The organism is Sodalis sp. RH20, from assembly GCF_047324205.1.
Taxonomy (GTDB): Bacteria; Pseudomonadota; Gammaproteobacteria; order Enterobacterales; family Enterobacteriaceae; genus Acerihabitans.
This window is the reverse complement of record NZ_CP178733.1, coordinates 5,106,939-5,128,554: the sequence shown is the minus strand read 5'-3', so window position 1 is coordinate 5,128,554 and position 21,616 is coordinate 5,106,939. Positions and strand designations below refer to the sequence as shown.

Sequence of the window (21,616 nt, the reverse complement as noted above, 5' to 3'; positions counted from 1 at the left end):
GCTATCCGCTGCGGTGCCGGGCGGTCAGTGTTCCTGTCCCTTGGCTTTCGCCAATTGCGCCTTGATGCTGGCCAGATGGCTTTGTCCCCGTGACATGCGATCCTCCGGGCTGACCACTTTGCGCACGCTTTCCCAAGCCAGATCGTCCTGCGGTAGCTCCAGCAGGAAACGGCTCGGCTCCGGCCGGATAGTCTCGCCGTACTGACGGCGCTCGCGGCATAACGTGAAGGTAAGCTCTTTTTGCGCCCGGGTGATGCCCACATACGCCAGCCGCCGCTCTTCATCAATGTTATTTTCATCAATGCTGCTTTGATGGGGCAACAGGCCCTCTTCCATCCCCACCAGGAACACGTAGGGAAACTCCAGCCCCTTGGACGCATGCAGGGTCATCAGCTGTACCTGATCCAGTTCTTCATCGTTCTCGCCCCGCTCCATCATTTCGCGCAGGGTAAAACGGGTTACCACCTGATCGAGGGTCATCGGCTCGTTAAGATCCGACCCCTCCAGCATCTCGGTCATCCAGCTGAACAGCTGGTTGACGTTTTTCATGCGCATTTCAGCGGCCTTGGGGCTGGGCGAGGTTTCATGCAGCCAGCTTTCATATTCCATACCGTGGATCAAATCGCGCACCGCCGGCACCGGCTCCTGCTCCGCCAGCCGGGCAATGCCGGCCATCCAATGGGTAAAACGTTGCAGGGATTCCAGCCCGCGCCCGCTCAGCGTCTGGCTTAAACCCAGGTCAAAACTGGCGTCAAACAGGCTTTTATTGCGTGCCGAAGCCCATTCCCCCAGCTTTTGCAGGGTGGCCGGACCGATTTCCCGCCGCGGCGTATTCACCACGCGCAAAAAGGCGCTGTCGTCATCCTGATTGGTCAGAACGCGCAGGTAACACAGCAGGTCCTTGATCTCCGGCCGGGAAAAAAACGAGGTGCCGCCGGAAATTTTATAGGGAATGCGGTTTTGCATCAGCATTTTTTCAAACAGCCGCGACTGATGGTTGCCCCGGTAGAGAATAGCGTAATCGCGATAACGGGTTTTACGGATAAAATGGTGGGCGATCAGCTCCCCCACCACCCGCTCCGCCTCGTGATCCTCATTATTGGCGGTGATCACCTTCAGCGCCTCGCCGTAGCCCAGTTGGGAAAAAAGCTTTTTTTCAAACAGGTGCGGGTTATTGGCGATCAGGATATTGGCGGCTTTCAAAATACGCTCCGTGGAGCGGTAATTTTGTTCCAGCTTGATCACCGCAAGCGCTGGAAAATCGCGCTGCAGCAGTTCCAGGTTTTGCGGGCGCGCGCCGCGCCAGGAGTAAATGGACTGGTCGTCATCCCCCACCACGGTAAAACGCGCGCGGCTGCCCACCAGCATCTTCACCAGTTCATACTGGCTGGTATTGGTATCCTGATACTCATCCACCAGCAAATAGCGCAGGCGGTTCTGCCAGCGCTCGCGCGCCTCGGCGTCGCGTTGCAGCAACAGGGTTGGCCGCAGGATCAGATCGTCGAAATCCAGCACGTTGCAGGCGCGCAGATGGGCGTCATAGAGCGCATAGCAATGGGCGAACAGTTTGTCGCGTTCGGTACGCGCCGCAGCCTGCGCCTGGACAGGATCGAGCAGATCGTTTTTCCAGTTGCCGATCGCCGACGCCAGTTGCTTGAGCAGATCCTTATCCCCTTCCAGCCACTGTTCCGTCAGATCTTTTAACAAAGCCGATTGATCGTGCTCGTCAAACAGCGAGAACTTCGCCTTCATGCCCAGCGCTTTGTATTCCCGCTTGATAATCTCCAGGCCCAGGGTATGGAAGGTGGCGATGGTTAAACCGCGCGCCTCCTGCCGTCCCAGGGTCTGCGCCACGCGCTCCCTCATTTCCCGCGAGGCTTTGTTGGTAAAGGTCACCGCTGCGATATGCCGCGCCTGATAGCCGCACTGGCGGATAAGGTGGGCGATTTTATTGGTAATGACGCGCGTCTTGCCCGATCCGGCGCCGGCCAGCACCAGGCAAGGCCCGGTAACAAATTCGACGGCGTGCTGCTGGCTGGGGTTCAGGCGCATGGTGATTTCCTGGGATTGATAATGATAAACGACGGCCTGGGATTGTAGCAGAAAGGCGGGACGAGGTTGATACCTAACGCAGGACGATGCCCGCATAGTATCCAACCAGATTATGCGCGGGATTTTCTCCGGGCGCGGATTAAAGGACACCACAAACGGAACCGGCCTGGTCGTTAAAATATCCGGGCCCCTACAGCCCGGTTGGCAACATTAGCCTACCGGAAGTCCACGGCAGAGTAAGCGCACGCCCAGCGCCGTATTGACAGTTATTCAGCAGGAATATTGAGATTCCATGGCAGGAGCTCTTTGATCTTATTGATGGGATGATCCCCGATAATGGCGAGCACATGGCGCAGATACGCTTCGGGCTCCACCCCGTTCAGTTTGCAACTGACGATCAGCGTATACATCAGCGCGGCGCGTTCGCCGCCGCTGTCCGACCCCATGAAGAGATCATTTTTCCGGCCCAGGCTCACCATCCGCAGCGCGTTTTCCGCGATATTGTTATCGATCTCCGCCCAGCCATCGCCGGCGTAGTAACACAACGCCGGCCAGTGGTTCATCAGATAGTTGAACGCCTTTGCCGTATCGGCCTGTCGCGGCAATGTGGTGAGTTTTTCCCTGATGCAGCTCTCCAGGCCCATCAGTAACGGCTGGGATCGCGCTTCGCGCACCTGTTGTCGTTCTTCGGCCGGGCGCCCCCGGATGTCGGCTTCGATCGCATACAGCTCGCCGATCCTCTGCAGGGCTTCGGTGGTGGTTGGCGACGGATGGCGAACATGGATATCATGGATTTTACGCCGGGCGTGGGCCATGCAGCCGACCTCGCGGATAGGGCCTTCTTCGTATAGCGGGTTGAAGCCCGCGTACGCATCCGCCTGCAACAGTCCGCTGAACCCGGCCAGATGCGTTGGCGGATGAATCCCCTTGCGGTCCGGGCTGTAGGTGAACCACACCGCGGGTGGAAGTCGCGAACCGGCATTGCGGTCGTCACGCACATAGACCCACAGCCGGCCGGTTTTCGGTTTACCTTTGCCGGGTTGCAGCACGTCCACCGGCGTGTCGTCGACGTGCACCTTGCCGGTGTCCATAACATAGTCGCATACCGCGTCGGCCAGCGGCGCCAGCAGATTACTGCACAACCCCACCCAGCCGGCCATGGTGGCCCGGCTCAGTGTGACGCCCTGACGGGCAAAGATTTCCGATTGTCGATATAGCGGCGAGTGCTCGGCGTATTTCGCCGTCATCACGCGCGCCAGCAGGCCCGGACCGGCGATGCCACGTTCGATGGGGTGCGACGGCGCCGGCACCTGGACGATGACATCGCAGCGGGCGCAGGCCTTCTTCTTACGCCGGGTTTTTATCACCTTGAACGCGCTTTTAATCAGCTCAAGCTGTTCGCTGACATTTTCGCCCAGCGGCTTAAGATCGCCGCCGCAGGCGGGACAGGCCGGCTCGTGCGGCTCCAGGCAGCACTCTTCACGCGGCAGGTGTGACGGTAAAGGCCGACGTACCGGTGAGGGGCGTAAGGCCGGCGGCACCGCCGGGTCCTCGACACGCGCAGACTGGGACGTCTCTTTCGTCAGTAGCGCTTCCAGGCGATGCTCCAGTTGGACTATCTGTCGCCCGGCCTTTTCCGAGCTGCGGCCGAAGTACAGGCGCCGCAGTTTCGCCAGTTGCGCCAGCAGGCGGTCGATTTCTGCTTTGCGTGCGTTAAGGTCATTGTGCAGGGATGCGATGGTCGCCTGTTGTTGCGCGACCAGCGTTTGTTGTTGCAGTACCAGCGCTTGCAGCGCGGGCACATCAGTGGGCAAGGCATGATTTTTTCGTTTCATGCCAGGATGTTAAGGGAAGCTATCGGGTTATTACAATATCGCCAGGTTAAACGAAGTGCGTTCCGGTTGTTTCCAATTTATGTCTTTAAACAGCATCGATAACCGGGCTGGCGTCAGGAAGACTTTTCCCTCCCGGGATTGCGGCCAGACCAAGCGGCCGCGCCCAAGGCGTTTTGCCGGCAGGCACAGGCCGTCCCCGGTCGACCAAAACACCTTTGTCAGGTTGCCGCGTTTTTCCCGGAAGACGAAGACATGGCCGGACAGCGGGTCTTGCTGGAGGGCGGATACGACCTGGCCGGCCAGGCCCTGGAAGCCCTTTCGCATGTCAGTCTGACCGGCGACCAGCCAGATACGGGTGCCCGCCGGTAAGCCGATCATGATTGCGGGCCTTGCATGAGCTCACGAACCAGGACGGTCAGCAACGCGGCCGAAGGTGACGTCAACATCATCCGTCCCCGGGGAAATGTGATTTCACAGGAACAGGGGTGCTCCAGCTGAGATCTCTGCGGGGCCGCAGGCGTCGCGGGATTCCCGGTGATATGGATAGGTAAAAGCGTGGTGGCTGGCGGGGTGTGGCCGGCTTTGGGCTGACGGCGGGTAACCCGTCCTCCACACTCGAACAAGCGTATCCATTTGAACAGGACATTGTCATTCACGTTCTCGTCAACGGATGCGCCTGGTTGTAGCGCAAGCTGAGCCAGTTTTAACTTCAGTTCTGGAGAGTAGAACTGGCGAGGCGCTGAAGAGATAAAAGTTCGTTTTAGCCAGATCGATACCGGTAATTTTCATTTCAGACAGGGTATCCCTCTTACTTTTTCTTCTGATTAAAGTTTATCCATCATGGCGGAAATGGATGCTGTCGTGAAGAAGGGGGAAGAGCATCTCATCGCTTACGGAATAACAAGCGGGTCTGTAAGATAAAATCCCGGCGCAGGGGCCGGGATATATAAAGCTTAAAAGTTGTTAACACCTATTAATGTAAATTAAATCTATATAGCAGCCATATAGCAAGTCCACAAATAGCACCATAACATGCTCCTAGAATGGCATAATCAGAAAAATTGATTTCAGTGATGTTTTTCAATGAAAGCCAAATAGCAAGTGGTATTCCAACACTGAATCCTGCTGAAAAATAGGCCATGATTACAATTAACGATAAATACGGCCTCTTCAATTTTCAATACCATCCTTTTGTATTAGGGTACTTGTCGCTTCCTGCACTGTAGCTGCACTTGTACTGCCTGCAATCCCAGGTATAGGGCTTAGTTTTACTTCTTTGAATAAATAACCTGGCCCGAATGTTGTCTCGGAATATTTAAGGGCATTTTTACTCGCTTCCATGCCAAAATGTTCTTTGATAAGTTTAGCTTCCCATGGGCGCGTGATCGTTGTACCCAAGCCAAAACCAATAGCAGTTCCACCCGCCGCCCCCATCATTGCAGCCTCTGAGTTTTCGCCCGTTACATGGCTGCTAAAATAGGCTCCCCCTACATTCAACCTGACATTAGAGTTAAGCGATTTCCCTACCCCGGCGGTTCCACTCACACCTGACGTGAAGAAACTGGTGTAATCAAATTTTTCGCCTGTTTTCCCCTCTAACACCTGTACACCGGCATTTGCCCCCAGACTCATGGCGGCACCCGTGGCTTTCGCTGTTGTGGTCGCGGATGAGGCCACGAATGACTTCGCTGTTCCGGCAAGTCCTAGGACATTTTCCGGCTCCGCCACAAACGATCCCAGTCGGTCCCAGTTATCGGTGTTTTTATGGATATACTCCAACGCCTTGGCATTTTCCGTCTGTACCACGCCACGGATCTCATCATCTCGTATTGGCGCACCGAACCAGTCTGGCATCCATGTGGGGCGTGTGGCCGCATCGATACCGGTATCAACCAGCTGTTTTTGATAGCTCGCACAGGTGAGGGGGCTGTCGGTACATATTTGCTGGAGTTCTTCGTTGCGTCGGGCATTTATCGCTGCGTATTTGTCCCGAACTGCGCCACAGTCACCGCCCGTAGCCTTGCATTCCGTCCACTCTTTCTCAAACGCACGGGCTTCATCACCATTCAGGAAGTTATTCTCCACCGCGTTTTTGCCAGCCTGCGCCCCCGCAGTCGCACCTGATATGCTGCCGCTGCTGACTCCCGCCGCGATCCCCGACGCCAGCGTCGACAGCGCGCCCAGGTTCTCCTTTTGTTGCGATGTCAATTTATCGCTGTCCGCCGTGCCGTATAATGCCAGTGCTATCGCCGGCGCGGCCATTTCGCCGCTTGCCGCACCGGTCGCTCCCGCTACGGCATTGGCGCCGCTCAACTCGGCTATTACCCCGCCCAGGATGGCATGCGCCACCACGTTATTCCGCTTCTCCTCATCGCTCAGTTCGCTATGCGGCTTGCCCTGCGTGGTATTAGTCTTGACCTTGTCCGCCAGGTAGGGCGCCGCACCCTGCGCCAGCGCCGCCTTGATATCCCCGCCGGCCAGTCCCTGCAGCGCGCCCACCACGGCATTGACCCCCATCCTGACACTGCCGCCCATTCCGGCGCTTTGTGCTGAGAGGGCATTGTCGTAAGCCATCTGCCAGGCCTTATCCCTTACTGCCTGCGGGCCATTCTCAACTGCGGGGTTGGCACGCTTCACCGTATCGAGCTCCATTTTCGCCTGCGCCTTAAGTTGGGAAAGGGCCGCATTATCGGACATCACAGCCGTGGCCTCGCGGGTGGCTTTCGTCTCCGCATGGGTATTATAGATATCAAGCACCTGCGTGCCAATATCACTAATAAGTTGTGTCTTTTGCAGCCGTTTCTGCTCTTTTTCTTTATCAAAGGTGGGGCTGATGCTGCCGTCGTTGGCATGGTCTGGATCCCGGCTGAGCTGGCTGATATCCTGTTGCTGATTCACCTGATCCCGAACGATCAGACTGCCTGCCGATACCGCCGCTTTCGTCGTGCCGGAAGCATGATTCTCATGGTTCGTGCCCGCCAGCGGCAGCGCGCTGACGTTACTTAGCACATTACCGCCAACCGGTCCGCCGCTGTTAAAGCCCGCGCTCTGATGTTCAGACTTATAGTCGGCCTGGTTATCAATGTCCGTCCAGCCCAGCGTGCCGGTGTCCAGCGTGTTTTTGTCCGGCGTTGCCGTGGCAGCGATAACCGCTCCGTCCAGTTGGGTGTGATCTTTAACCTTGATATCATAGCCGCCTTTTCCCGCAAACAGCCCGGTCTGTTCCGTAACCGAGTCATAGTTGCTGTGCAGCGTATTCCGGCTGACGTTCACGCTGGCAGAACCGGTCATCGATCCAAAGGTAAAGCTGCCGCCGGCGCTGGCGTTCTGCTGCTGACTATCATAGCGATCGCTGTCCTGCTCGGAGGTTAGGGTTAGATTGCGGCCGACATTAGCGCTGATCATCTCTCCGCTGACCTGCGCCCCTTTCAGGGTAGTATCGCGACCGCTGGTGAGGGAGAGAGATTGTCCCGCATCAAGGGTGGTTACCGAATGGGTCAGGCTGCGGCCTTTCTCATGCCCTTTGCCGGCATTGACGCTCGCCGATACGCTGACGCCGTAACCGCCGGCTCCGACGCCGATGCCGACACCAACGCTGCCGCCCTTACTGCTGTTTTTACTGTCGATGCGTTCGGTATTCTGTGCAGACAGCAGGGTGATATCCTGTGTGGCGGCAAGCGCAATATCCGCGCCCGCTTTCAGTTGGCTACCCTGAACGCTGATATTTCCCCGACCGTCCGCACCGTTTCCGGTGGCCGTAATCGTCAGGTCTTTGCCTGCATTGAGCGTACTTCCGTGTGACCGTGCGCTTTCCGTACGCGTTTCGCTCCGGGATGACTGGCTACCATAGGACAGGCTAATGCCAACCGTGTTGGTGGCTCCTTGCTGTGCACCTTCGTCGCCTGCCTTGAGCCCGGCGGCGGCGTTTTTAGCATCCGCCGCCTCCGTCAGGGCGTTATCTTGCCCATACGCCAGTGCCGCCTGGGTACCCGAAAGCGCTGCCTTGGTGCCCTGCAGGGCCCTCAGGCGGCCGTCGCTCTCTTTGTTTGCCTGCTGCGCCGTGCTGACGGCGGTATTAAGCGCGCCGCCCACCGTTCCCGATAGCGCCAGACTCAGGCCGCTTTGTTTTGACTCAAACGTCTCTTTACGGGTGCGTTTGTCATACCCCGGATCAATTTGCACGCTGTCGCCGGTGATCGTCAGGTCCTGTCCGGCAACCAGATCGGCTCCGCCGATATACATTCGGTTGCCGGCCGTAAGATTCAGGTTGCCCTTGCTGCTGCCCAGCGTGCTGACGCTTTGGCTTTGCGTGGCCCCATCTTCCTTGACCTGGTGGCGAGATGACTTACTGCCCACGGTAAAACCGATGCCTCCGCTGCCCATCAACCCGCTTTTTTTCTGCTCTTCCAGTAAATAGTGGTATTGCGTTTCAGTGGCGGCAGTAATGGCGATATTGTTTCCCGCCTGCAGGGTGACATCATTGTCGCCCACCACCGCCGACCCGGTCACAGTCAGGTCGTTGCCAGCGGAGAGCAATACCGTATTACCGCTCAGCAGAGTGCCTGTTTCGCGGGTGACGTGATCTTCCTTAACCCTGTGGCTGCTGCTCTTCGACAGGTATCCCTTTTTCTCCGAGCGTTCATCCGAGAATTGGTACTGGCTTTCAGTGGCGCTATTAAGATGAATATCCTTGCTCGCCTGCACAACCAGCCCCCCTTGTTCGCTGTGCAGCGTACTGCCCGTTACCGATATATCACCGTCACGAGCCACGATCATCATCTCGTCACGGGCGGTGAGAGTGCTGCTCACGGCGCTATCACTCGTCGTTACCATATCCCGCCGGCTTTGCGTTTTGCCATCGCGTTTGCGCTCGCTGTCCCGATCCGAGACACGCTGACGCGCTTCCCCGATCGTGACCTGCCGCGCGCTCAGGCCAATACTGCCGGAGGTACTGTCGATTTGTGCCCCTTTGGCCAAAAGGGTTGTTCCCGCCTGAACAGTTAAGCCCTTATCTCCACTCAGGGTGCTGAGATGCAGCCTATCCTCCTCACGGCGGTTACTCACCGACGATGTACGGCTGCCCGCGCTGAGGTGGGTAGTGTTGGTGGTAGTATCCGCCAATAGCTTCACGTCCCCGCCGGCCCGTACATGTGTGTTGCCTCCGGCTTGGGCCTGACTGCCTAGCAGGGAGAGATTCTGACCCGCCTTAAGGCTGAGATTGCCACCCGCGCTTAGCTCACTACCCAGGGCCTGTTGCCACTCGCCGCTGACCTGTGCCAGACGATTTCCGTCCTCTCTTAAAGAATCACCGGCCCGGTTACCTATCGTTCCGGTTAATACCCTAAGATCCGCCTCCGTGCTGTTTTTGGCCGTGGTGATATCAAGATTATTGCGCGCGTTCAGGCTGAGGTTCTGTGCCGCCTTCAGTCTGGCCCCCCGCAGGAGGATATCCCCACTGGTGAGACTGAGTTCACGCGCGGTCATTGTCGCCTGGCGCAGCGCATCCTGCAGACGGGTACTCAGGGTAAGGCTGTCGGCATGGATGCTGATGGCATCAGCACGGACTTCACCACCCTCTTGCAGGAAGTGACTGGTGTCTATTTTGAGCGCCTCATCGGCAAACAGGTTGCCGGCATTGTCAAGGCTTCGGGTCGACACAGACAGATTGCCCCCGCCAATCAATGCGCCCTCCCCCGTCAAACGTAATGTGTTCCCGGCCAGGTATACCTTCGGCACCCAAACCGTTTGTGGCCCTTCAGCAGTGTCGACCGTTTCGCTCACCAGCCAGACGATATCCTGTTGCAACGCGGCAATTTGCGCCGGCGTCAGCGCTATTCCCGGTACCAGCTGAAAGTCTGAAGCCACGCGGCTCCCGTTGTTCATCAATGACTGATATTGTGCCATTGCATTTTCGCCGCGCACGGAGGGACGACCGGTCAACTGCAGCAATTGCTCGCGCACCAGACGCTGTTCATAGTAGCCATCGCTCAGGCGCTTATGGACTTTTGCGGGGTCATATCCTATACGCTGCAATAAGTAATCACTGCTGATGAATTTGCCTCGATCGGTGAATCGGCGGTCTGTCACCACCAAATAGGCGCTTCCCGCGTCGGGCTGCTGACGGAACAGTCCATTATTGGGAATAGACGTCGCCACTCTGCCAAGGTGCTGCTGGTGGGTCAGGGTAATTTCAGCCGGCGTGAGCGGCCTACTGCCCGGCGTAAGCGTCAGGTTAGCCGTCGGGAGATTTCGTTGCGCCGACGTAAGAGCCCATTCTCCCGGCGCGAGCCTTCTTCCGGCCGGGATGAGCTCAAGTTCTGACTGTGTGAGCGGCCGGCTACGGGGCGTCAGCTGGAAATGGGTCGTGCTCCATTTGGCTTTATCAACCGCGAACGCCAGCGGATTGTGTTGCCATTCTGCGCGCTCGGCTTCTGCTGCTTTCTGTGCTGCCTGCACCGTGCTGATTTGCGCCGGGTTGACCGTGGTATTCTCAATATGAGTACCTTTGATGGCGACATTGCCGTGGCCGGTTAATATGCTGTCAATTGTGGCCAGCGCCGTGGTCTCGTCGCGATTGAACGTTGGATACCAATGTATTGTGTCCTTGTCATAATGATCGACGATATACTCCTGATCGCGTCTATTTACCGAATACCCCTGGTTGATCAGCTTGCCGTCGCCCTCAACCGACAGGTCGCGGTTGGCGCTCAGCGTACTGGCGTCATTGAATAACTGACCGGCAATGCGCAACACCATGTTGCCGCCCGCCAGAATGTGGGCGCCGGAGCCCGCTGATACCAGCTTGTCCGTGGACGAACTACCTGTGACCGTCCGCTCACGGAAATTGCTGTAGTCGGTTACAAAAGGAGCCTCGGCAACGTCGATGTATCGGTCAGGATCCCACGTATCAATCCGGCCGCGGTCGTGTTCACGCCAGAACGTATTATGGTAAGGCGTCGGAACCCCTTTCTGCCGAAAACCCCGCGTCTCATAGAACGTCATGTCGTAGCCACCGTCGCTTCCTGGCGTCAGCTCCAGGTAATCCACCCACACACTGCGCATCTTCCCCTTATTATCCTTAACATAAAGCTGCGCCTTTTTGCCGGCGGCATCTATTTCCAGCAGGGTACCGTAACGGCTGTTTGCCGCCGCATCGTCATCGTTGAACGTCAGTCGCTGGGTGGTGGGCGCGATAGTGCTTTTATCGGGATTAACCTTTGAGCCGTAAGAACGCCAGTAGAGGTTGGCACGGCGCCATTTATAGTTGCTTTTTTCCGCATCGTGTTCGATATCCAGTCCTTCACGCAGATTATCCAGTCGCTGGGCATCGACCAAAACATCTCCATCGGCCTCGATTCTGCTTGCACGATTCTCAATGTTGTCATCACTAACAAGCTGCAGTGTGTTGGCGCTGTAGATCAGGCCACCATCCCGGTTGGTCAGGCGCTCGCCGGCCGTAAGGTTGAGACTCTCCGTGGCGGCCATCACCACATCGCGTCCGTCGTTGTCGATAATCCTGCTGCGCACATTCACGTCACCGCCAACTAGGGTCGCGCGGTTATTCGTGGTGTCGCTGATAAGTGTCACACTGTCGGCTTCAATGCGGCCTTGATTGATTAACGCGCCGGTTGTCAAGTTCAGCGTTTTCCCGACCAGGGAGCCCAAATTGGTGAAATGGGCGCTGTTGACGGTTAGGTCACCGGATAGTAGCCAGTCGGCAAGATTAATCAGCACGCCGCCGACAGATAATATTGTCTCACCATTACTATTAATCGTATCGCCGACCTGGTGGGTGTAGTCCTGTTGCACGGTTGCCGTCAATGCCTGCTGGCTAAATATTGTTCCACCCTGGTTATTCAGAGTTTGTGTGTTGACAACGGTTCTATCTCCGCTCTTGATGTTGCCGCCCTGATTGAACAGCACTAGCGCGTTAGGATCGGTGGCATTGATACTCAACGTACCGTTGGCCAGAAGATGCCCCTGTCGGTTATCCAATCGCGTCATTTGCGACAAGGTCAGCGTACCGACACTTTGTACCCACCCCGCGCTGTTTTCCAGCTCATGGGCCGTTATATCAGTGTGTGTTGTACCCAACAGCAGTCCGCCATCGCGGTTGTTCAGCCGGTTTACCCCCACGTCCAGCGCATCCCGGCTGGTAATTTTACCCTGGCCGCTGTTATCCAGCTGCGCGCTGACAAGCGTCAGCGTCCCGGTCGATGCCAAATCCCCCGCCGGGTTGTTGATTTGATCGCCGTTCAAAGTCAGCGTACCGTCACTGTGGATTTTTCCCTCCTGATTATTAAGCACATCAATACGGTATACGCCTGCGCTCCGGCTGATAAGCATACCGCCCAGATTGGACAGCGTCCGCGCGGCAAGCGTCAGCGCATCCAAACTGCACAATACCCCCCCCTGCAGGTTGTCTACCCGGTCCGCTGAAATTTGCTGGTCACCGCTGCTTTTCAGCGTTCCCTGCGTATTCAGCAGCGACCGGGCGCTAATCTGTACTCCCTCACCGCTTACCAGTTTACCCTGACGGTTATCCAGGGCATCGGTCAAAGCCAACCTCATCTGCTTCTGACTATAGATTAAGCCGTTTTGTTGATTATCCACGCTCTGCGCCGTCACATTGAGAGCGTCACCAGACGTCAATTGGCCGCCGGCGTTACGCAGCTTACCCCCTGCCGCCCCGTCGGTGACACCTTGCACATCCAGGCGCGCCTGGGCGCTGATTTTTCCCAGTTCGTTGCGGATGTCCTGCACTGCTCGCAACATCAGCGAACCCTTCGACTGCAGCAAGCCCTGCCGATTATCCAGGCCGGTGACGGTAAGCGCCGCATCCTGCATGCTCAGTACGCTGCCCTCGCTATTGTCAAACCGCCGGGTGACTGCGAACCAACCGCCCTGGCTGCCCATTTCCCCCCCCGCGTTGAGAATGTTTTCCGCCCTCAGGGACTGAGAGCCCTGGCTGGAGACGAGGCCATTACTATTATCAAGCGTGCGAATGAGATGCACATCCAGTGCGTCGAACGCCTGGATATCACCCATTGCGTTAAGGAGGCTGAGGGCGCGTATCGCGCCGTGATCCATGCTAATCAGTTTGCCGCCCTGATTATCCCAAACGCCATCCAGATCCAACGTCACCGCCTGCTGGCTTTGTATGGTTCCCTTCTGCCGGTTGTGCAGATGCCCGCCCCGCAGCGACATCTGCGCGCCGCTGAGCAATGTGCCCGCATCGTTCTCCAGCAGGCTGTCCGTGCCGCCCTGCCAGCTTAACCCCTGCGTTGCCGACAGGGTTCCGGCCTGATTGATGAGGTTGCCGGCGGTGCTGAGCATCATGCCGCCCCCCGAACGCACCTTGCCGGCGGCGTTATTGAGATCCCTGGCCACAACGTTGACCTGGCCGGCGCCTAACGCTGTACCTTCGCGGTTGTCCCAGCCGCCGCCGGTGCGCATATCCAGAGTCCCAGCCGCTTCGATAAGCCCGTTTCGGTTATCCACCGCCTGATGCGCATTGAGGTGCAGGCTCCCCTCGCTGACCAATTCTCCGCCCTGATTATCCCAAACCCCCTCCAGGTCCAACGTCACCGCCTGCTGGCTTTGTATGGTTCCCTTCTGCCGGTTGTACAGATGCCCGCCCCGCAGCGACATCTGCGCGCCGCTGAGCAATGTGCCCGCATCGTTCTCCAGCAGGCTGTCCGTGCCGCCCTGCCAGCTTAACCCCTGCGTTGCCGACAGGGTTCCGGCCTGATTGATGAGGTTGCCGGCGGTGCTGAGCATCATGCCGCCCCCCGAACGCACCTTGCCGGCGGCGTTATTGAGATCCCTGGCCACAACGTTGACCTGGCCGGCGCCTAACGCTGTACCTTCGCGGTTGTTCCAGCCGCCGTCGGTGCGCATATCCAGAGTCCCAGCCGCTTCAATAAGACCGTTTCGGTTATCCACCGACTGATGCGCATTGAGGTGCAGGTGTCCCTCGCTGACCAATTCTCCGCCCTGATTATCCCAAACGCCATCCAGGTCCAGCGTCACCGCCTGCTGGCTTTGTATGGTTCCCTTCTGCCGGTTGTGCAGATGCCCGCCCCGCAGTGACATCTGCGCGCCGCTGAGCAATGTGCCCGCATCGTTCTCCAGCAGGCTGTCCGTGCCGCCCTGCCAGCTTAACTCCTGCGTTGCCGACAGGGTTCCGGCCTGATTGATGAGGTTGCCGGCGGTGCCGAGCATCATGCCGCCCCCCGAACGCACCTTGCCGGCGGTGTTATCAAGATCCCTGGCCACAACGCTGACCTGGCCAGCGCCAAGCGCCGTACCTTCGCGGTTGTCCCAGCCGCCGCCGGTGCGCATATCCAGCGTCTCGGCCGCTTCGATAAGGCCGTTTCGGTTATCCACCGACTGGTGTGCATTGAGGTGCAAGTCTCCTTTGCTCACCAGTTTGCCACCCTGATTACTCCAGTCGCCATCGGTACTGACATCAAGCGCGTGACCGGCATCGATAAGGCCGTGTTGATTGTCAACAGACTGACGTGCACTCAGATGCAGGTGTCCCCCGCTGACCAAGTGCCCATGCGCATTATTCAGACCTTGTGCCCTAAGTTGCAGATGCCCGCCCTGCACCCTTCCGGACCGGTTGTCGACTGTTCCCAAAGTATTCAGCGTCAGTTTCTGACCGGCCAGCAGCTTACCACCCAGGCTATGGATATTTTCCTGCACCTTGATGCTAAGCTCGGACTGACTTTTCACCGTGCCATCCTGGTTATCCAGGTCCCCTAGCTCAAGCGTCAGATTGCCATGGCATCCTACCACGCCCTCGTGGTTGCTCAGCCGGCCTCGCACCCGCCAATGCTGCGCTATCTCGTCTAACGCGGCCAGGCGGCCATGCCGGTTATTAACGGATGCCACATCCAGGGTGAGTTGCCGGGCATCGATGTCGCCATCGGTATTATCCAGTGAGCCGGTTAGGATGAGTCGGCTACCGCCAGGGCCGACCTGCGACCAGACGCCTCCCGGAGTAAACAGACTATCGGCATTAATATCCCAATGGCCGGCGCGCACTTGGGCCTTCTGCGCATCAATATTGCCCGTCGTGTTGATCGTGAGCTGACCGCTGTCGACCGTTGCCTGCTGCAGGACGACTCCGCCAGCTTGTGCCACAAAGACGGCGCGTTCGGCCGCCAGGCGACCTTGACCGATATCTATTCGGCGCCCGGTTATATTGACATCTTTCTGGCTCAACAGGCTGCCGCTGACCCGAATGTCGTCCTGACTATGCAACGTCAAGTCCGCCCCACGTATCAGCGCACTATTCTCATTGCTCCCCGCCAGCATATGCCCGCTGCCTTGAATGCCCCTGGCAGCGTCCAGCCGGACGTCACCCGTCGCCGCCAGGGTGCCCGACTGGCGAATAACCCCCTCGCGGCTTTGCACCACCAGCCGCCCTCCGCTGTGGAGTTTGCCGTGATGTTCGATAGTGCCTCTGGCGGCAAGAGTGATATCGCCTCCGGCCTGGGTAACCATCTCCACCGCGCCTGATTGCCAGCTAAGGCGGCCTTCGCTGCTCACAGCCAGGGTCGCGCCCGCGCGCAGGTGTCCGCCCTGGCCGCGCACGCCAACACCCGCTTCGGTGCCTATCATGCGGATCTGACCGCTATACATGCCTCCCAGTTGTCCCATATCTATCGCCAGCTCGGGTGCCGTGCTGTCAGAGGCCAGGGGCGTCACCGCCTGACCGTTCGCACTGATATGGTTGCGGCCCGCCACCACTAAGATTTCATTTTCGGCCCTGACGGAGGCATTCAATTTCACCGCGCGCGCCAGAATATCGACATACCGGGTATCATGCCGCGCATCGTTGTTAAGTCCGCCGCCCTCGACTCGTACCAGGCCCCGTTCGACCTGGTATCCTGCCAGACTACCGTCGGCGTTTAACTGCGGCCTCCCGGTGGTAAGGGTCATGCGTCCGGCATTAATGGTGCCGCAGCCGTCACACACAATCCCCGACGGGTTGGCCACAATCACCTGCGCCATGCCGCCCGCCACTTCCAGAAAACCCCGCAGTTGGCTGGGATTGTCACTGTTAACTTCATTAAGAATGACCCGTGCCGGCGCGGCATTCGGATTAAGGTTGGGATTGCCCTGAATAATCCCTGCCATCTGGGTCGTGATCATCTCCGCCGAATTGTTAAGGATGGCGCCCTGAGGGCCAACATCGAACTGCTGAAAATGATTATGTGACAACCCGGCCTGATTAGGTGCTGTGATATTCACCTGCGGCAGGCCATTCCGCGTGGATATCACTTCCGGACGCAACTCATGCGCCACGCGCCCATCAGCAACAATGCCATGCGCCAGCGCCGGCCCGGCAAACAGGGCCAGCCCCAGCAGCCACTCGGCCCGGCGCACCGTCACCCAAAGACGCGAGGCGCCGGTTCCGCGCCTTTGACCGGGCCAGATGCTGCAACCGCGCGCCAGCTCGGACACCACCCGTAATTCACCCTGGCTGCGGCTAAAGATAAGACGATAGCAATGTTTGTTCATGGGTTCCGTCCCTGTGAAAATACAGCCCAAGCAGCAAAAGTGTTGATCTGACACGGACAAACATGCCGGTTGACATTAAATTTGCAGGTTGAGGTTAAAACCGCTGGTAACGCCTGAGGTATGAAAGCCTTCCGGTTTATAAAGGGGCATTCCGGCAAACACGTCGTAGCTGAACCGCCCCCAGAACGCGCCGCTCAGCCCTAGAGCGCCGCCCGCCAGTTGGCGTCCGGCCAACTTGTGGGCAGCCGGCCCGCCGACACGTCCAAAGTCCACAGCCCAGTAAAGCTCATGACCGCGCGACATCACATTCCAGGCCAGTTGATTACGCCAAAGCAGGCCTTTTTCACCCGCTAGCATTTGCTCGCCGTCAAACCCGCGCACGGTATAACGCCCGGCAATGGCCATGCGGTCTTGCGGCGTCAGTGGATGCTTGCTCCACTGACCGCGCAGGCTGGTGTAATAGCGCCAGGGCTGCGCAACACAGGCGAATGGATAATTCAGGCTGATATCCCCCACGGCGAAGCCCGTGCGGGCGCTGCCGCGGTGCGTGGCCTCTTCGGGCGCCGACCGGGCGCCAAACGCTCCCGTCCCTCGACGCCAGTTAATGTTTGCATCCAGCGTGGCCTTGCCGAGATAGCTGCGCTGGTTAAGCCCCAGCTCCCAGGCAGCGGTACGGCGATGCTGAGTATCCATATCTTGACCGTTCACGGCATTGGTGGAATGCCGACGATGGGCACGCACGTTGAGAGTGGTTTTATGCGACTGATTGCGAAACAGCAGCCGGGACACCGTCAACTGCATGTTCTCGCTCTTGCCGCTGTAGGTCAGTAGCTGGTTGGCGTTGGCGATATTCTGATGATAGGTGTAATCGTTGTAGTTGGCGGAAAACCCCCAGTACCCGATTGGAATTGCATAATTAAGGGTACGGGAGCGGTTACCAAACGGCCCGCGCTGAAACACATCACTGCCCATATTGATATAAAACAGATCGTTATGAGCTAAAGGCGCGTCAATCGCCAGGGTCGCGGATCTCAGATAACGGCCGGTGCTTTTGGCGCCGCTGTCATCCAGCCCTAAACTGAGACGAACCGGGCGGCCTTCTTTCCAGCTCACGACGAGATCGCTGGTGGCCTCTTGCTCACCGGGCATAATCTTGATATCGACCGCAACGCTGGGCGCCCGTTTCAAGTTCTCCAGCGCCTGCTCGATATCGCGCAGATTAAGAATGTCGCCTGATGCCGCCGGCATGGCATTCCATAATCTGGCGCGCCAGGAAACCGGCCCATCAAAGCGGATGCTGCCAATGCGTCCGGGCTGAAGCGTCAGCGTCAGCACGCCTGTCGTCAGATCTTGCTCCCGGGCCATCACGCGGGTGGTGACATAGCCTTTTTTCAGGATGGCATTCTGGACTTTATTGATGACCAGCGTTATCCCCTGACTCCCCAGGCAGCGGCCTTTGGCGTCGCCGGCGGCTTCCAGCGCCCACTGGAAATTGCTGGCGGAATCGCCATCCAATTGAAGAGTATTAATAGTAAAACAGGGATGTTCATCGACAGGATAATCAGGCAGAGTTATGCCGGGACGGTCAAGGTGGATGTCTGAAACAGGGGCATTTTGCTTTTGTAACGCGCGCGCACGTTCCTGCTGTCTAAACTGTTCCTGGGCGTCAATAGCCGACGCGCTTTGTGCGGCTCCCCCAGAAAAGGGGCCGGCAATCAGCGGAGCAGAGATGAAGATGGACAGCAAAAGAAATGCCCATCGGGTTAGCAGCGGTATACTGCCGGCGTAATCATGGCCCATCCATGGCTCCTTATTCAATGTCAATCAATGGACATCTTGTCCATTACTCAAATATCGCAGGACAATGGTTCTCACCCGATAAAGTGAGTCATTTGCATCAAGATATAACGCAGGGTGAATATCCGTTTTGAGATAGTGGCATTATGCGTATGAGCCCAGAAAAAAATCAATTCAAAATCGGCAACATTATTAAACCATTATTAAACCTTGAGTTGAAGCAAGCCACTGCTGGGGAATTATAATTTCACGGGCTAAGCTATATATCGCCGAAAAGTCGGCCTGATGAAAGAAAAGTGAAATTATTAATCTATTCCGCGGAAAATAATAAAACAACCACCAAAGATCCAGCATGAATAATATATATGATAAGGCTGACTGATGAGGTTGATATTCATTAAGTTCATCAGCGAAATAATGGTAAGCGCAAAGGACGCCAGTAATTGAGAAATAGTGTCAGATCAGTGATGAGCCCCGCAATATTTTTTGTTCTTTTATTATGCGAACTATTTTCCTCCCGCAAGATCAAGGAAACTGCCTGTGACATAGGAAGCCTCATCAGACAATAACCATGCGATAGCCTGAGCCACTTCTTCTGGCTGGCCGCCGCGTTGCATCGGCAAATTACCTTTAACACGATCCACCCGTTTTGGCTCGCCGCCATCGGCGTGCATTTCGGTGTAAATAAAGCCGGGGCGCACGGCGTTAACGCGAATTCCCTGGGCCGCGACCTCCAGGGACAGGCCAATGGTTAACGTATCAATGGCGCCTTTCGAAGCGGCATAATCCACATATTCATGGGGTGAACCGAGCCGTGATGCCGCCGAGGATACGTTAACGATGGCTCCCCCCTGGCCGCCATGGCGATGCGCCATCCGTTTAACCGCTTCCCGGGCGCAGATAAAGCTGCCGCTGACATTGGTGGCAAACAGGGTGGCAAGCCGTGTTGCATCCAACTGTTCGATAGAGGCTTGAGGCATCAGCATTGCCGCGTTATTGACCAACCCGGTAATGGGGCCAAGCTGTTTATCTATTTGCCTGAACAGTTCCACCACCTGTTCTTCCTGGGCGATATCTACCTGAACCGCAATGGCATTCCCGCCGCCATGGCGAATGTCATCGATAACCGCTTGCGCACTGGCTTCACGGGTATGATAGCCAATACAAACCTGGTGTCCTTTACTGGCGAGGCATAATGCCGTAGCCCGGCCGATGCCGCGATCGCCGCCGGTTATCAGGGTAATTTTATTTTTCATATGCTGTGTATCCGGTCGTAAGTGAAGCGTCACAATAGCGTTTCCGCGCCAAGGGGGGTGTCCGGTCAGGTAAGCACCCAACATTTATCAGACTGAACAGCTGAAAGCAATGGGCAGTAAACAAGCCAATGTGGCCCTGATGGCGATGGCTCAGCCGTCAATATTAAAATGTTATGTGATAGCGTCTGGCTGAGATCGGGGTATTGATGTCACGCTTCCAGCGGGGAAAACGATTGCTATCGCGCTTTCAAAAAGTTTTCTCTCATTGAGTCCGACACCACAATGAAGAAATCCGCCCTGATGACGGATTTTGATAACGTGGCACGTATCTTTATCCTGCCATCTCCACTTCTATTATAAACTTTATCACTTCGGCGATACATATCCAGCACGGCGCTTTCAGTTCATCGGCAAGATAGCTCACCACGTCGAACAGCAGCCCTGTGAGGATGTGCTCTATTTTAACGGTGGTAAACAAACAACCTGAATTCTCGACCGCTGTCTCTATTTCTTTATGAAATGTCGTCATTCTGTATGCTATATTTAGCAATATAAACTTTAGTGTATCACGGAGTATGCAAAATGAGAGTATTCCGGGTAGAGCAGGCATTGAAGAAACTGGGCCGCGATATACAGGATGCGCGCAAACGCCGCCGCATAAGTACCTCGCTGATGGCTGAGCGAATCGGTATCACCCGCGCCACGCTCAGCAGGCTTGAGGCCGGCGATGCAAAAGTGTCAATGGGGAGTTATGCAATAGCGCTGTATGTGCTTGGTAAGTTGGATCAGTTGGAAAACATCATAGACCGGACTCAGGATCCACTCGGGCTGGATTTGATGGATGATGAGTTGCCCGTCCGTATCCGCACACGGAGAACAGAATGAAGAGCATTAACGTCACCATTGACTGGCAAGATAACGCGCGACTTGTCGGCCAACTGGACGTGTATGTCGCCAGAGGCACGGAACGTTATCAATTTACCTATGCGGCAGACTGGGCCAGGAACGGATTCGCCATTGATCCGGCGCTGGAGCTTATCCCCAGAACACCTTATGTAGATAATAAGCTGTGGGGCGCATTCCAGGATATTTCTCCTGATAGATGGGGGCGCCTAGTCCAGACCAGGGTCAACAACCGCCATCTGTCCGAGTGCGATTTTCTCCTTGGCGTCAGCGATTATATGAGAATGGGGGCGTTACGCCTCAGCGATGCCGCACAGCCAGACGTTTTTTTAGCGGATAACCATGACGTGCCAAAACTGGTCAATTTGCGGGAACTGGAAGCCGCCGTTCACCGCTTTGAAGCCGGGCGGGAAAGCGCGTCAGATCTGGCTATGATTGCGCAACCCGGTTCTTCTCTGGGGGGCGCTCATCCCAAAGCCTCGGTGGAAGACAAGCATAAGCTGTGGCTGGCGAAGTTTCAAAGCAATACCGACACAGAACGCGTATCACTCTGGGAAGCCACCATGCTGGGTCTCGCAAGAAAAGCGGGTATTCGCACCGCACATCACCGGGTTTTGAATGCCGGTGGTGACAGACCAGTGCTTCTGGTGGAGCGTTTTGACCGCCTGGACGGTAAACGCATCCCCTTTATTTCCGCCATGACGTTACTGGAACGTAACGAAAATAATAAAGAAGGCGCCAGCTATATTGAAATTGCGGATGCTCTCACCCATTACTCATCGCGACCCGGGGCAGACCGGCTGGAACTGTTTAGCCGTATGATCTTTAATGCCATGACGGGCAACATTGATGACCATCTGCGTAATCATGGTTTTTTACGCGAACCACAAGGTTGGCGGCTTTCTCCAGCTTACGATATCAATCCGACAACGGAACATTTTGCGCGCCGTAATCATAACTTGTCATTCGATGGTGACCGCTCCAAACCCTCTCTGGACACCTGTCTGGCGCTAGCTGAATTTTTCGATGCTGGGAAAGCTGAAGTTAACGCAGCGTTGACCAAGATTGCCCAAGCAGTTTCACAATGGCGAAATATAGCGAAAGGCAATGGTCTGCGAGGCGAGGAAATTATGCGAATGGAAAGGTCGTTTGAACATGACGATACAGAGCGATTGTTGCGTTATTTGCCCTCACGGTGACAGTATTGAACGTCCCAGGCGCTTTTGTATGCCGCTATTT

General features: G+C 56.6%; 9 protein-coding genes. 2 read left to right on the top strand and 7 right to left on the bottom strand.

The window, feature by feature from the left end:
• Positions 1–24: 24 nt before the first annotated feature.
• The 7 genes from rep to ACL2XM_RS23245 all read right to left on the bottom strand — a co-directional run bounded on the left by rep (position 25) and on the right by ACL2XM_RS23245 (position 20,003).
• Complete coding sequence (gene rep / locus ACL2XM_RS23275) at positions 25–2,052, bottom strand: DNA helicase Rep (RefSeq protein WP_410013130.1); 2,028 nt, start codon at positions 2,050–2,052, stop codon at positions 25–27.
• A gap of 266 nt (positions 2,053–2,318) precedes the next feature.
• Positions 2,319–3,887 (bottom strand): IS66 family transposase, encoded by a 1,569-nt coding sequence (gene tnpC, locus ACL2XM_RS23270; protein ID WP_413731683.1) that lies wholly within the window; start codon positions 3,885–3,887, stop codon positions 2,319–2,321.
• Positions 3,888–3,917: 30 nt separating this feature from the next.
• Positions 3,918–4,265: an IS66 family insertion sequence element accessory protein TnpB gene (gene tnpB, locus ACL2XM_RS23265; RefSeq protein ID WP_413731681.1), complete on the bottom strand. Its 348-nt coding sequence runs from the start codon at positions 4,263–4,265 to the stop codon at positions 3,918–3,920.
• Between the two features lie 792 nt (positions 4,266–5,057).
• Complete coding sequence (locus ACL2XM_RS23260; protein WP_413731680.1) at positions 5,058–16,421, bottom strand: hemagglutinin repeat-containing protein; 11,364 nt, start codon at positions 16,419–16,421, stop codon at positions 5,058–5,060.
• A gap of 75 nt (positions 16,422–16,496) precedes the next feature.
• Positions 16,497–18,221 carry a ShlB/FhaC/HecB family hemolysin secretion/activation protein gene (locus ACL2XM_RS23255; protein ID WP_413729274.1) on the bottom strand — a complete coding sequence of 575 codons (1,725 nt, stop codon included), beginning with the start codon at positions 18,219–18,221 and terminating at the stop codon, positions 16,497–16,499.
• A 503-nt stretch (positions 18,222–18,724) separates the two neighbouring features.
• On the bottom strand, positions 18,725–19,474 hold the full coding sequence (locus ACL2XM_RS23250; RefSeq protein ID WP_410013126.1) for an SDR family oxidoreductase: 750 nt from the start codon (positions 19,472–19,474) through the stop codon (positions 18,725–18,727).
• A 331-nt stretch (positions 19,475–19,805) separates the two neighbouring features.
• Complete coding sequence (locus ACL2XM_RS23245) at positions 19,806–20,003, bottom strand: hypothetical protein (protein ID WP_410013125.1); 198 nt, start codon at positions 20,001–20,003, stop codon at positions 19,806–19,808.
• Between the two features lie 53 nt (positions 20,004–20,056).
• On the opposite strand from ACL2XM_RS23245, the gene ACL2XM_RS23240 reads away from it, so the two are divergent.
• Positions 20,057–20,359 carry a helix-turn-helix transcriptional regulator gene (locus ACL2XM_RS23240; protein WP_410013124.1) on the top strand — a complete coding sequence of 101 codons (303 nt, stop codon included), beginning with the start codon at positions 20,057–20,059 and terminating at the stop codon, positions 20,357–20,359.
• Complete coding sequence (locus tag ACL2XM_RS23235) at positions 20,356–21,576, top strand: type II toxin-antitoxin system HipA family toxin (protein WP_410013123.1); 1,221 nt, start codon at positions 20,356–20,358, stop codon at positions 21,574–21,576. The genes ACL2XM_RS23240 and ACL2XM_RS23235 overlap by 4 nt, the downstream gene beginning before the upstream one ends.
• Positions 21,577–21,616 lie beyond the last annotated feature (40 nt).